This is a genomic window from Edaphobacter sp., from assembly GCF_035532915.1.
GTDB lineage: Bacteria > Acidobacteriota > Terriglobia > Terriglobales > Acidobacteriaceae > Edaphobacter.
Window position 1 is genome coordinate 1 of record NZ_DATKQC010000250.1, and the last position, 12,895, is coordinate 12,895.

Annotated in this window: 11 protein-coding genes; 1 reads left to right on the forward strand and 10 read right to left on the reverse strand. The window is 61.3% G+C overall.

Annotated features, from left to right (window positions below; all coding sequences use genetic code 11):
* From VMU57_RS12080 to lpxC, 7 genes are all read right to left on the reverse strand, one after another.
* Positions 1 to 2,016, reverse strand: a 2,016-nt coding sequence (locus tag VMU57_RS12080) for a carboxypeptidase-like regulatory domain-containing protein (protein ID WP_325383720.1), incomplete at its 3' end; no start/stop codon positions are given.
* A 231-nt stretch (positions 2,017 to 2,247) separates the two neighbouring features.
* Positions 2,248 to 5,661, reverse strand: a complete 3,414-nt coding sequence (locus VMU57_RS12085; RefSeq protein WP_325383722.1) for a TonB-dependent receptor — start codon at positions 5,659 to 5,661, stop codon at positions 2,248 to 2,250.
* Positions 5,662 to 6,157: 496 nt separating this feature from the next.
* Positions 6,158 to 6,634, reverse strand: a complete 477-nt coding sequence (locus tag VMU57_RS12090; protein ID WP_325383724.1) for a hypothetical protein — start codon at positions 6,632 to 6,634, stop codon at positions 6,158 to 6,160.
* Positions 6,631 to 7,191, reverse strand: a complete 561-nt coding sequence (locus tag VMU57_RS12095; RefSeq protein WP_325383726.1) for a sigma-70 family RNA polymerase sigma factor — start codon at positions 7,189 to 7,191, stop codon at positions 6,631 to 6,633. The genes VMU57_RS12090 and VMU57_RS12095 overlap by 4 nt, the downstream gene beginning before the upstream one ends.
* 25 nt (positions 7,192 to 7,216) lie before the next feature.
* Positions 7,217 to 7,669, reverse strand: coding sequence for a hypothetical protein (locus VMU57_RS12100; RefSeq protein WP_325383728.1), 453 nt, complete (start codon positions 7,667 to 7,669; stop codon positions 7,217 to 7,219).
* A gap of 361 nt (positions 7,670 to 8,030) precedes the next feature.
* Complete coding sequence (folK, locus tag VMU57_RS12105; RefSeq protein WP_325383730.1) at positions 8,031 to 8,522, reverse strand: 2-amino-4-hydroxy-6-hydroxymethyldihydropteridine diphosphokinase; 492 nt, start codon at positions 8,520 to 8,522, stop codon at positions 8,031 to 8,033.
* A 155-nt stretch (positions 8,523 to 8,677) separates the two neighbouring features.
* Positions 8,678 to 9,592, reverse strand: a complete 915-nt coding sequence (gene lpxC, locus VMU57_RS12110) for a UDP-3-O-acyl-N-acetylglucosamine deacetylase (protein ID WP_325383732.1) — start codon at positions 9,590 to 9,592, stop codon at positions 8,678 to 8,680.
* Positions 9,593 to 9,745: 153 nt separating this feature from the next.
* On the opposite strand from lpxC, the gene VMU57_RS12115 reads away from it, so the two are divergent.
* Positions 9,746 to 10,882 carry a M20 family metallopeptidase gene (locus VMU57_RS12115; RefSeq protein ID WP_325383734.1) on the forward strand — a complete coding sequence of 379 codons (1,137 nt, stop codon included), beginning with the start codon at positions 9,746 to 9,748 and terminating at the stop codon, positions 10,880 to 10,882.
* 2 nt (positions 10,883 to 10,884) lie between these two features.
* On the opposite strand, the gene VMU57_RS12120 is transcribed toward VMU57_RS12115, so the two are convergent.
* The 3 genes from VMU57_RS12120 to VMU57_RS12130 form a co-directional block, all read right to left on the reverse strand.
* On the reverse strand, positions 10,885 to 11,472 hold the full coding sequence (locus tag VMU57_RS12120; RefSeq protein WP_325383736.1) for a Maf family protein: 588 nt from the start codon (positions 11,470 to 11,472) through the stop codon (positions 10,885 to 10,887).
* Between the two features lie 42 nt (positions 11,473 to 11,514).
* Positions 11,515 to 12,417 carry a D-hexose-6-phosphate mutarotase gene (locus VMU57_RS12125; protein WP_325383737.1) on the reverse strand — a complete coding sequence of 301 codons (903 nt, stop codon included), beginning with the start codon at positions 12,415 to 12,417 and terminating at the stop codon, positions 11,515 to 11,517.
* 144 nt (positions 12,418 to 12,561) lie between these two features.
* Positions 12,562 to 12,895 (reverse strand): PEP-CTERM sorting domain-containing protein (locus VMU57_RS12130; RefSeq protein ID WP_325383739.1); only part of this gene is annotated, 334 nt, incomplete at its 5' end.

The following is a 12,895-nucleotide window of genomic DNA, read 5'->3' on the forward strand; positions in this document are numbered from 1 at the left end:
GTTGTTCCTGTCCTCGGGGAAGACGCCGGTCGCTCCGCGCGCACCGAACTCGGCATCGAGCGCCAGATTCGGCCGCTGCGGAATCGGCAGCAGCTCATACTCATAGCGCACCCCGGCATCGACGGTAAGCCCACGCCGCACCTGCCAGTGGTCCTGCACATAGCCGGCCCACTCCTGCGTATCGAACGTCACCGCCGCCTGCCCAAAGCTCTGCGCAAACGACGTAAAGCAAAAATAATGCGGCTGCTTTAGGGGAGAGTTGGGGCAGCCGCCATTCGGATAAGCATTCACATTGAACGTGTAATCCGTAATCCAATCCACCAATCCACCGGCATGTCCGTTGCTCGCGCCGCTGTCATAGTGAAACGCCCCCTCCTGCCCATTCAGCGAATCAATGTAGTCATGCACGAGGCTCAGGTCCCCGCCCACCTGCAACTGGTGCCGCCCGTGCACCCACGTCACCATGTCGGCAAACTGCAATCGCCGCTCATCGGGATAGGCCTTCCGCCCCAGCGAAGACGGCGTGCCAAACGTCAGTCCATTCGGCCCGATCACCACCTCGGGAGCATAGCCGCCCGGCCCCACCGCAGGCTCCTGCGGCAGCGGAGAGGATGCCTGCTCATACTGAAAGTCCCTGCCCACTCCCACCCGCAGCTCATTGCTGAACTTCGCGCTCTTCGACCAGAACCACCGCCCCAGCAGCGAATCCACCTTCACATAGCTGCTCCCCAGGCTGGCTCTGCCGCGATCCACCACTGCCGCCGACCGCACACCGCCCGGCGCGCTCGACCGCGCCCGGTCGTACTGCAGGCTCAGCCGGTTCTTCGCCGTCGCCTGCCAATCCAGCTTGCCGAAGTTCACCGTCTGGTCCTGCCGCCGCGCCACCGTTCCCGTCAGGCTGTCGAGATAATCAAGCGCCGTATTCACCTTCGTCGTCATCACCCCACGCAACGCCAGCAACTCCCTCTGCCCCGGCGTTAAGGAATAAAAATCCGCGTCCTGAGGAGCAGAGACCGCCGGAAACCCGCGCCGCTGCTGATCGAACGCATAAAAATAAAACAGCTTCTTCCGCACCGCCGCGCCGCCCACGCTGCCGCCAAACTGCTGCCGCAGATCATGCGGCTTCACCACCGCGCTGGTCACCACGCCATCGGCATAGTGCGTGGCAATCGAAAAAGGATTCGCCGCCGCCCACGCGCTGTCCCGCGCCAGATAAAACCCCGTCCCATGCAGCGTCTCCGTTCCACTCTTCGACACCGTCGTCACCACGCCACCCGCCGCGCCGCCATACACAGCCGAGTAGTTCTGCCCGTTCACGCGAAACTCTCGCACCGCCTCCTGCGAAAACGTGTAGGCCGCTCCTCCACGCCGCGCCACCCCACGCTCGCCCTCCGCGCCCGTCCCTCGCGGCACCGCGGAAAAGCTCTGATCGTCGCTCATGCCGTCAACCGCTGTACTGTTCTGCGTCACCGCCAGTCCGCGAAAGCTCAACAGTCCCGCCGCATCCGCATTCGCCGTTGGAGTGAGCAACGCAAAGCTCTGCCATCGCCGCCCCCGCACCGGCAGCCGCTGAATCTCGCCCGCCGTCACCGTACTCGCTACCGCGGTCGACTCCACCGCGGACCTTCCACCCGCCGTCACCGTCACCGTCGTAGACACACCAGCCACATGCAGTCGCGCATCCACGCCCGTCACCGCGCCCGCCTCGACCACCACCCCCGTCAAAACCAGCCGCTCAAATCCCGACGCCACCACCACAACGCGATACGTCCCCACCGGAACCCGCGCCAGCAGAAACTCTCCACCTTTATCCGAAGCAGCGTGCGCGACAAATCCGCTCGCCGCATCTTCCACCGCGACCGAAGCCCCCCGCACCGCGGCCCCGCCCGCATCCACCACCACCCCATGCAGAGCACCGTCCACCGCCGTCTGCCCCCGCGCTGTCATCAGCGCGCCAAGCAACATCAGCGACAAAACAATCGCGCGCAACCTCACGCGACCAGGCCCAGACAACATGCTCTCTCCGCAAACCCAGAACCGTTCCCATCGTGACTACGGGAAGACAGAACAACACCGCAGCCTGCCCACAGCTCTCGGGCAGGAGTCGCAGCACAGCAATACTGATTAATAGATCAGCCGCAGACTAACGAACTTCCACCCAATAAGGAAATGCCACCTTCGTTCCACAAAGAAAAGGGCGGCAGCCGAAGCCACCGCCCCTCATACAATCAGCCCATCCGTCTCAACCTAGAACAGGAACCGGAAGCCGATCTGTACCTGTCGCGGCGTATACAGAAAGCCGCTCGAGTTGGCGTTGGTCGGAGTACCGAACAAGGCTGTGCTTCCCGTTCCCGACTGGAACGTCGCCGTCGCCGTATTTGCCGTCGCGCCGCTACCCGACTGGAGCCTGTAAGCCAGGTTCTGCACACCGGTCACGTTCTGGTGGTTGTAGAGGTTGAACAGATCGAGCCGCAGCTCCGCCCGATACCGCTCGGTGATCGCAATCTGCTTCTGCACCCGAAGGTCCTGCACGATGTCGCGCGGATACTTGTAGGTATTCCGCCCAATCACCGGGATAAACGACGTTCCGCCCGCTCCGTTCCAGCTGCTGTTCAGCGCGCCAAACGATGCATAGCCGCTCAGCGTCGCCGAGTAGGGCAGACCGTTCTGCATCTGGAAGGCGCTGTTCAAAGCCCAGTCGTTGGCCACAAACTTCAGCCAGCCATCCTGCTGCCGATTGGGGAAGTTGTAGAGCACATAACCGGCGACACGGTTGGGAACGTTGTAGTTCGAGTTGCCGTAGTCGGTTCTCTGGTTTCCGTACGGGTCATATTGATTGTTGGTGGTGCCGTTCGTCTGTGCATTCTGGCTGTAGTCCAGCGCATGCGACCACGTATAGTTCACATCGAACTGGATCGAATGCAGCGAACGGTTCTGCAGCTCCGCCACCACACCGTTGTAGTTCGAGTTGATATTGCTCGCCACCTCGGTGATGCTGGTGAAGTTTTTAGCGACCGCGCCGAACAGCGCCGTATTGCCATACGAGGTGTACTGCGGAACCACGAAGGTCGCGCCGTTCTGCAGAGGCCCCTTGCCGCTGGTGTCCGAGATGGTGATCGTCGTCGGCGTGGTATTGGGGTTCAGGTTCTGGTCGAGATAGTTCGTCAGCTCTCTGCCCAGTGCGCCCAGGTAACTCACCGAGAAGACCGTGCCCCGCCCCATCTGCTGCTGCACCACCAGGTCGAACTCATGCACCATCGGGTTCTGCAGGTTGTGGGCAAGATAGTACGAGCTGGGCGTCGGCGGCGTTGCGCTGGCAATGATGTTCGGGAAGACGGGAGCATTCGAAGCCGCAGGCTTGAGGCTTGCCGTGAACTGCCCCAGAGGGCTGCCCGTATTGAGCAGCGTATTCAGCACTACGCCGTTGGTAAGACGGCCATAGAACATCCCATAGCCGCCACGCAACACCGTCTTGCCGTCGCCGAAGACATCGTAGGCAAAGCCCAGCCGTGGACCGAAGTTGTTGTTGTCGCTGGGAGCATTGGTCAACCCGGCATAGGGAACAAAGCTGCCCGATGACGCCGTCAACGTCGCGTTCGCGGAGTTGCCCGGCAGGTTCTCCTTGTCGTAGCGGAGACCGAGCTGCAAGGTAAGCCGTGGCTTGATCTTCCAGTTGTCCTGCAGGAAGACGCCATAGTCGAACGTCGCAATGTCGAACACCGGCGGTCCGAATCCCTGCACGAATGTGCTGTAGCAGGGTGACGTACCTACCGCACTGGTGATCTTGCCTGTCTTCGGGTCCTTGGTCGCCGCCGCCAGCGCTGTGGTATTGCAGGTCGGCGTGCCGCTCTTGCTGGCCAGGTCCGACAGGAAGTTGCCGGTGTAGCCATAGGTGATAAATCCGTTGCTCTCGTAGGTATTGTTGATCAGGTCGTAGTTGTGCACTGCGTCGAGGCCAACCTTGATGCTGTGGTTGCCATGGTTCAGATAAAGCGTATCGCCAACCTGCCATTTGCGCTCATCCGGCAGCGCCTTGCGGTACGAGTAATAAGGCGAGCCAAGATAGAACCCGGTAGAAGTCGCAAGCGCCACCTCGGGAACATTGCCGCCCGTTCCCACAAGATTGTTCTTGGTGAACTCACTGAACGGTTGCTGGCCTTCGTCGTTGAGCTCGCGGCCATATTGGTATAGCAGCTCGTTGCTGATGTTCGAGGTCAGCAGCGTCGTCCACTTGGCTACGCCGTAGTCCAGCTTCACAAAATCGGTGCCGAACGTGTCCACCGCGTAATTGTTGGTCGCCTGGGTCTGCACGCCGCCCGGCGAATCCCAGCGCAGACGGTTGTAGAGCAGGCTGACGTGGTTCTTGTCATTGAGCTGGTAATCCAGCTTCGGCATATTCACTTCCTGATTGCCGGTGCGCGGCACGCTGCCGAGGTCGGTCAGAAGATTGCCAAGGCCAGCGCCATACGCCGCGGCTCCCGCGTCGTAGCTCAAGAGCTTCTGACGCGCCGCCAGGGTGCAGGCATAGCTGTCCAGCGTGTAGTTGGAAAAGTAGCTCGGGTCCGTCGCGGTCGCGCTGCCCGAGAGATAGCCGGTCGTAAGATCGCAGGTCGGCGATCCGTTCAGCCCGGTCAGCGAGGCATCCGGCTGGCTGAAGAACGCCGAGGGCGAGTTCGCCTTCGCCGTTCCAGGAAAGTTCCTGTGATGCTGGTCATAGGTGTAGTACCAGAACAGCTTGTCCTTGATCAGAGGGCCGCCCGCCGAGAAGCCCCAGATCCGTCGCGAATCGGCCGGCTTGTACGGCGTCGTCTTAAAGGTGTAGCCGCCCGCAGAGTTCTGCGTCCCCACCGTATTCGTCGTATAGGGATTGAAGGCTCCCCAGTCGGCCTCGCGGTCGTAGAAGTAGGCCTGTCCGTGAATCTTGTTGGTTCCGCTTTCGGTCACCGAGTTGATGACACCGCCCGCTGCGCGACCCAGCTGCGCCGAATACACGCCTGTGTTCACCTGAAACTCGTGGATCGCCGCCGGAGGCGTCGAGTACGCCTCGCGCGTGCGGCCGCGCTCCTCCGCATAGTACGCCTGGTTGTCGTCCGCGCCGTCGATCAGCACGTTGTTCTGCGTCGGGCTGATACCGCGAATGCTCACCAGTCCAAAGCCATCGGAATTTGACACCACACCCGGCGTCGTCAGCGCCAGGCTCGACCAGCGAAGATTGTTCACCGGCACATTGTCCAGTGCACGCCGGTTCAGATTGGCCGAAAAGTCGGGAGAGTCGAAGTTCAACACCGGTGCCTCTGCGGTCACTTCCACCACCGAGGTCGACGCGCCCGTCACCAGCTTCGGCGATACATCGGTCAACTGCCCGACCTGCACCGTCACCTGATTGGTCTTCGAGTCGCTGAACCCCGCGCTGCTCACGGTGACGGTGTACGTCCCCGGCTCCAGCAGCGGAGCCTTGAAGTAGCCGCTGCCATCCGCCGTCAGGTGGATCTCGGCATTGGTCCCGTTGTTGTGGATAGTGACGTTGGCATTGCCGATCACAGCACCGGTCGTATCGAACACCGTGCCGCCGATTGCGCCCTGCGTACTTGATTGCGCCAGCATCGTCCCGGCCATCAAACACACAGCAGCGAGAAGCCCGAGTCTCTTCATGATCTTCATAATCTGGTCTCCCGAAAAATGTCCCGTACATCCGCCCACAGGTATTTGCAGTCCACGCTTACAGTTCGGATAGCTTTTGTTCAATGGGTACTTCCACCGTCTCACACACTCATGAATGCACGATAAATGAGGCAGCAGCAGACTTTAGCAGCAAGATAACCAGCCAAGAAGCGGCACGAACTCCAATGGGTTCAATTCGCTGCGGGCAAAAAAAGAGAGGTGCCATAGGCACCTCTTTTGGAGAGCATTACTGAAATCGTTAGACCAAGCGTAACCGTTGCCTGTTCTGTTGTCATCGCCACAATGGCCTGTTTTCATCTCAACCTTTCGGTGGAGGCCCTTAGCCGCGTCCCGGCCTAAATCTGCCTGCATCTTAGTCGAAACAAACAAAACCAGTCATCTCGACCGAAGGAGGGGATTTTGCCGCCGCAGGGGAGAGACCCTGCATCTTGCCGTTGCCTTCACGCTCCCCATCCATCCCTCCCACGGTGCAAGTCTAGGAAGCTCCACTCAAAACCCCGCGCCGCCTGTCCTCGCGAAGCATATAGACCGCCCCCACTCCGATGCACGCCACGGCAATCCCCACGCCCACAGCCGCCGTCTCTACTCCAGCGCCTGCCCATCCATGCATCCAGACCCGATGGTCCAGGCGGGAGAATCCCGGCAGCATCCACGACGCAAAGACCACCACGCAGCCCACGCTCAAGCCACGCATAAAGATCAGCGGCCGCGTCGCCCGCTTCAAAGCCATCGCCTGTCGCTCGGCCCGGGCCCGCCGCCAGATCGCATCGACATCTCCCGCCGCGCCCTCGACCCGCAACCCCGAGGCATACTGCAACAGGCTCCCCGCAACCCGCCGTATCTCTCCACAGGCGACGCAGGCGGCCACATGGTCCTGCAATTCCGCCGTCCAAACCCCCGTCCGCAGAGCCTGCACCACCTCGCGCTCGCACTCACACCGGTTCTGGCTCATGCCTCCTCCTCTCCCGGCCGCAGCAACGCCGCCGCCCTTCGCCGCGCCCGAAACAACAGCAGCCGAACGCTCATCGCGCCCAGCCCCGTCGACTCCGCAATCTCAGCATGGCTCATTCCCTCGACATACGCCAGCCAGAGCAGCTCCCGCTCTCTCGGCTTCAGCGCCCGCATCGCCCGGCGCACATCAATTTGCAAATTCAAATCCGTTGAAGACCCCACTTCGGCAATCTCCGCTCCCGGCCTGTCGTCTCCCCTGCGCCAGCGGTCGCGAAGCAGGTTGGTCGCAATCCGAAACAGGTACCGCCGCGCCTCGTCTCCGGCCATGACTCCAGGCTGCCGTACCAGGAACCGGCAATACGTCTCCTGCAGCAGGTCGTCGGCAACATCCCGGCGCCCGGTCACGCCAACCAGATAAGCAAGGATAGGCTGCGCAGTCGCAGCATACAGCGCGCGAAACTCCTCCTCGCTCATGGCAGCATCTTCCTCGCCGGGCCACGAGAGCGGCGGCGCCGTCAACGCATTGGCCTTGGAGATGGTAGGCGAAAAATTCGGCATGGCAGGCCTTGGCATCCAAACCTCGCTACGCGCGTTCATCCCGTTTCAGCAGGCCAAACGACTGCGACAGAAAGTACGTCGCGATTGCGGCCAACTCAAATCCGATGCCGAGCGCAATCGCCAGCGTACCGAAGAAGCGGCAAGCCTGCGGCCCGTCTCCATAGACCACCGAGTGCAGCGACACCAGCGCCACGCCCAGCGCGATCATCATGATCCCGGCGCGTACGCCGCTGAGAATATTCTTATGGGGAGTGGCCCGTTCTGCCTGCTCCACCGCCAGCGAGTTTAGAAAGTGCCGCCCTGCCTCGGTCTCCGCATAAGCCAGCACCGACTGGCTCGAATCGATCTTGTCGAGCAGCCTCATCTGTACATCCGATTGCAGCCGGGCGATCTTGTATCTCCGAATCGAAGAGAACACCACCCACGCAATCCAACCAATCGTGAAAAACACAATGAACGGAACCCCAATACCTTCCATCTCTCTCCTCTTTCCGCAAAAACTGCCTTCACTCAATACAACGCGCCAACATCCAAACAGTTAACACCTGAACGAAAGAAATCCTCCTCGCGACCGGGCAGCAAAAATACGTCGTCTCGACCCGGGCAAGAGTGAAGAGACCCCTGTATTACGCAGTTGTCGTTGCAATTGTTCTTGTCGTTGTTCTCGGAGTTGCAGTTGCTATTGTCCTTGCCGTTGCCGCCAGGTACAGCGAGGCTTCAGCCTCGCGTCTAAAAAGCGCCGCAAAGCGGCTCTACTCTGCCGAAGGCCGGAGTGAAGGCGAAGCCGCAACGACAAATCCATCGCCGTTGTCTGTTCTTAAATAAGCGGCGACCGTGCCCTAAGCCACCATCCCCGAGATCAACATCTGCCCCACCGTCCTGCCCAGGACCGGATGCACCATCCCCGGCGCAATCTCCGCCAGTGGCTCCAGCACAAACCGCCGCACGTGCATCTCCGGATGCGGCAGCGTCAGCTCCACCGTCGCCATCACCACCGACCCATACAGCAGCAGGTCGAGATCGATCACTCTCGGTCCCTTGGCGATTGCCCTCTTCCGCCCCATCTCCCGCTCGACGCCGAGCAGACCGCGCATCAGATCCAGCGGCTCCAGCTCTGTCTCGAGCAGCAGCGCACCATTCAAAAACCGCGGCTGCGCCAGATACCCTACCGGCTCCGTGTCGTGAAACGACGACACTGCCCTGACCAGCCCCAGCCCGCCCGGCTCGCCGCCGATCCTCCGCACAGCCTCGCGCAGGTTCCCCTCGCGGTCGCCAAACGCCGAATCGAGGTTCGACCCCAGCGCAATCGCCGCGATGCTCCTCATAGCCATCTCAACCGCCTCAGACTTTGAATTGATGATTGATGCGAGACCCAGACCCACGCGCCCCATAGGGAATCCGTACAAACTACCACGCTACGAATGCACGTCAACTCAGCCTGGACGCAGCGGAGAGGAAAGACCCCTGTATTTTGCCGTTGTCAGTTCTAAGCCGAAACCTGCTGCAACCCCATCGGAGCGGCCTCAACCTCAGCCACTTCATCATACCCGTGCGCCAGCTCCCACGCCGAGCGATCGCGCATCAGCCGCTGCACCAGAGCCGTATGCATGGCATGGCCGGCCCGTTCGGCCACCACCCGGCCCTGAATCCGCCGCCCCGCCAGCGCCAGATCGCCAATCAGATCCAGAACCTTGTGCCGCACGAACTCGTCATCGAACCGCAGTGGCCCATTTTCGACCCCCTGCCGGGAAAGAATAATGGCGCTGTCGTCCGAGACCCCGCGAATCAGCCCCATGTCCCGCAGCATGGCCTCGTCTTCTTTGAAACCAAACGTCCGCGCCGGAGCGATCAGCTTAACGTAGTCCCCGGTCGCCAGATCGCCCGTGAACCGCTCATAGCCAATCGGCTCAGGAAAGTCGATGGTGTACTCGATGCCGTAGCCCGATCCCGGATAGACGCCGATGAACTTCGACCCGTCCCGCACCTCGACATCCTTCAGGATCCGGAGATACTCCCGCTTCCGCCGCTGCTGTTTCAGCCCGACGGAATGAAAGGCCTGCACATAAGGCAGCGAGCTTCCATCGAGGATGGGCACCTCTAAGTTATCCATCTCGACGATGACGTTGTCCACGCCAAACCCGATCAGCGCCGATAGCAGGTGCTCGGTCGTCGAGATCAAAACGCTCTGCCGCATCAGGCTGGTCGCATAGCTCACCTTGGCTACATTGCGCCCAATGGCGGCGATCTCGAAGTTGTCTAAGTCTGTGCGCCTGAAGACGATACCCGAACCGGCGGGGGCTGGAACCAACCGCATCGAGACGGGTGCGCCGCTGTGCAGCCCGACTCCGCTGAACCCTATCTCCGACCGGATTGTCCGCTCAAAGTGAGCCTCAAATGCCACGAATTAACGTCTCCCGCAACAGCATCGGGTTAGATTACAGGCAGATCAACATCTGTCCATGTGGTAAAAATACCACACCCAAAGAAATGGTTGACCATTTTTATCCCTCCCAATGCCTCCCCGTAACCCACCCATTTGCTATAACATCCGTCCATGAACCCCAAAGCCGTCCTCGCCTGTGCCGAAACCCGAAGCGAATGGATTCGCACCAGCCTCCGCGACCTCGTCCGACAGGAATCCCCAAGTGAAGATCCGGCAGCAGTTAACGCCGCAGTCACCATGGTCGAAGCCCACGCGCGCAGGCTCGGCGGCCGCATCCGGCGTCACCGGCAAAAACAGTTCGGCGACGTTCTCGAACTCCGCTTCGGCCCCACCCGCTCGACCCAGAAGCCGGTCTTACTTCTCGGCCACCTCGATACCGTGTGGCCCGCAGGAACCCTCAAAACCATGCATTGGCGCGAAGCAGATGGCCGTTTTTACGGTCCCGGCGTACTCGACATGAAGGCTGGAGTCATCATGGCGCTGGCTGCCATCGACATCCTCCGTGAGTTGAAGCTCTCCCGCCCCATCATCCTTCTCCTTAATAGCGACGAAGAGGTCGGCAGCGACGTCTCCCGCCCCATCACCGAAAAGCTCGCCCGCGAGTGCTCCGCCGTCTTTGTGCTGGAGCCCGCACAAGGCCTCGCCTACAAAACTGCCCGCAAGGGAGTAGGCCAATATAATGTGCAAGTTACAGGAGTAGCCGCGCACAGCGGCGTGGACTTCGAGCGCGGCCACTCCGCCATTCTCGAACTGGCAAAACTCGTCCAGACCATCTCCGGCTTCACCGACCTTTCCATTGGCCGCACCGTGAACTGCGGCGTCATCTCCGGCGGAACCCGCTCGAATGTCATCGCGCAGACCGCGGCAGTTGAAGTCGATGTGCGCATCGCCAAAGCCAGCGACGCCGCCCGTGTCGAAAAGCTCTTCCGCAGCCTCAAGCCCTCCGACCCGCACTGCAAGCTCCAGATCACCGGAGGCCTCAACCGCCCGCCGATGGAGCGCAAGCCCGGCACCGTCGCCCTCTTCAAACAGGCACGCAAATTGGCGGCGGAACTGGGCTTCGACCTGCCGGAGGCCTCAACCGGCGGCGGCTCCGACGGCAACTTCACCGCTGCCCTCGGCATTCCCACGCTCGACGGCATGGGTGCCGTAGGCGAGGGCGCTCATGCGGCACATGAGCACATCGTCACCGAACACCTTGTCCCCCGCACCGCGTTGTTGGCCGCCATGCTGGCGAGCGCTGAGTAGGACTAGCTCGCCAATCCGGCTTCTGCCTCGGCCAGCAGAGCAATCGTCCGCGCAATCGGCAGGCCGACCACGTTGAAGTAGCAGCCTTCGATGCGCGGAATCCACCGCGCGGCATAGCCCTGAATCGCATACGCGCCAGCCTTGTCGAGCGGCTCGCCGCTGGCGACATACTGGTCGATCTCGGCAGGAGCAATCACGTTGAAGGTCACCTGCGTGATCTCCACCTCGCTCTTCACGCCCTTGCGCGTGACTGCAGCCAGCCCGGTGAGCACCGCATGGGTGCGTCCGCTCAGAAGCTGCAACATGCGACGCGCGTCCGCAGCGTTAGAAGGCTTGCCCAGAATGTTTCCCTCGCTGACCACGGCGGTATCTGCCCCCAGAACGATCAGCGGGTCAGAAGCGGCGTCGGCGGCCCGATGGCGGTTCCACACCGCCTGCGCCTTTTCGACAGCAAGCCGCTGAACATACGCGGCGGCGGCCTCGTCCGGCAGCCGTTCTTCGTTCAGATCGGCGGCTTCAACGGTAAACGAGAGCGCCGCCTGGGTCAGCAGTTCACGGCGACGCGGCGAAGCGGAGGCAAGTATCAGCATGACAGGTCGAATTCCTTCTGAGGCGTGATGGAGCGAGCCTCTTCAATTCAATAGAGGGTTTTTCTCCACCGAGATCACAGCCTGCATCGCATGCGTCTCCCCCGGTGCCAGCGTGACCGTATTGGCGGCTGCGTTGACGGTCTCGACGCACAGCATCTCATGCCATTCATCGGCGCTCATGTCGGCCATCGCCTTCCACGGATTGAAGACGACAGTGGTATCGGAGTTCGTCTTCGCCACCGTAATCCGGCGGCGTCCGGCGGCATCGTGCAGAACGCAGGTGGCAGCCGTGTTCTGGTAAACGCGGTCAGTCGGCCCGATAAAGGCCAGCGGTGCATGAGCCGCTGGCTTTTCGCGCTTGCCGTCGGTCTTGTCGATAAACGGCGTCGGCTCAAGCCCCGTCACCGTCACCTCGTGAACATCGACGACGGAGTAATAGGTGTGCAGCGCCTCTTCAAAGACCAGCGGCGTTGCCGCATCGTTGGCCACCGCAAGCTGCATGGTGAGCGTACCCCCGATGACCAGCCGATACGCCAGCCGAAAGTTGTCGAAGCCAAGCTCGCGGCTCATCGCGGTCGGAGCCAGCGTGAAGGTCAGGTGCAGGTCCTCTCCCGCAAGCGCGGCAAAGGCCAGCGTCCAGTCCTGAATGCGGGCAAAGCCATGCGATGGCCCGGCCTTGCCGTCATGCCGGTTCGCGAACCACGGAAACGCGATGGGCACGCCGCCACGGATGGGTTTGCCTGGCAAAAAGTCGCTCTCGCGACTGAGAAACAGCACCGGCTGCTCCCCGGCGGGCTGCCATGCCGTCAGGTGTGCTCCCTGCAGATAGATCGTGGCCGTTGCGTGTGGTGTGGTCACGTCGGCGTAGATCAGACCGCTGCCGATCTGGTGAAAGGCGAGAACGCCGGGGATGGCAAAGTGTTCGTTAAGAGAGGCAATATCCATAGCTGCTAGTGAGTATCGCAGATAGAGGCAGCCTGATTCACCACAAGGGCAATTCGGCAGATGGTAGTAGATGGCAGCAGCAAAAAACTGCAAGGGCAACCTTGATGGTTGCCCTTGCAGAATCGGTTGGACGGGTAATCGCGATTAGGCCGAGAGTCTGCGACGAATCGCTCCGGCCGCGCCCAGCAATCCTGTTCCCAGAAGAACGATCGACGACGGTTCCGGAACCGGGCTGCCGCCAGCATCAAGGGTAATCGGTGCGGAGGTGATACCGTTATGCTTATCGTTCAGGGTGACATAGAGCGCCTTCACCGATGCATCGTCTGCGCCCAGCTTGAGATCAGAAGGCGACGTCAATTGAACCTGCCATAGGAAGTTGTAGACATCGCCCGCGCCTCCGACGGCAAGACCTTTGGTGGTGCTCTCGGAGCAGAAGAAGCCACCGCCCTTGCCGGAGCATCCGCCTGCATCCAGTCCG

Excerpts from the sequence above, each read along its gene's own strand:
- VMU57_RS12115 (WP_325383734.1), top strand. The coding sequence starts at position 9,746 with ATGAACCCCAAAGCCGTCCTCGCCTGTGCCGAAACCCGAAGCGAATGG.
- folK (WP_325383730.1), bottom strand. The coding sequence starts at position 8,522 with ATGGCTATGAGGAGCATCGCGGCGATTGCGCTGGGGTCGAACCTCGAT.
- VMU57_RS12085 (WP_325383722.1), bottom strand. The coding sequence starts at position 5,661 with ATGAAGATCATGAAGAGACTCGGGCTTCTCGCTGCTGTGTGTTTGATG.
- VMU57_RS12120 (WP_325383736.1), bottom strand. The coding sequence starts at position 11,472 with ATGCTGATACTTGCCTCCGCTTCGCCGCGTCGCCGTGAACTGCTGACC.
- VMU57_RS12125 (WP_325383737.1), bottom strand. The coding sequence starts at position 12,417 with ATGGATATTGCCTCTCTTAACGAACACTTTGCCATCCCCGGCGTTCTC.
- VMU57_RS12090 (WP_325383724.1), bottom strand. The coding sequence starts at position 6,634 with ATGAGCCAGAACCGGTGTGAGTGCGAGCGCGAGGTGGTGCAGGCTCTG.
- VMU57_RS12095 (WP_325383726.1), bottom strand. The coding sequence starts at position 7,191 with ATGCCGAATTTTTCGCCTACCATCTCCAAGGCCAATGCGTTGACGGCG.
- VMU57_RS12100 (WP_325383728.1), bottom strand. The coding sequence starts at position 7,669 with ATGGAAGGTATTGGGGTTCCGTTCATTGTGTTTTTCACGATTGGTTGG.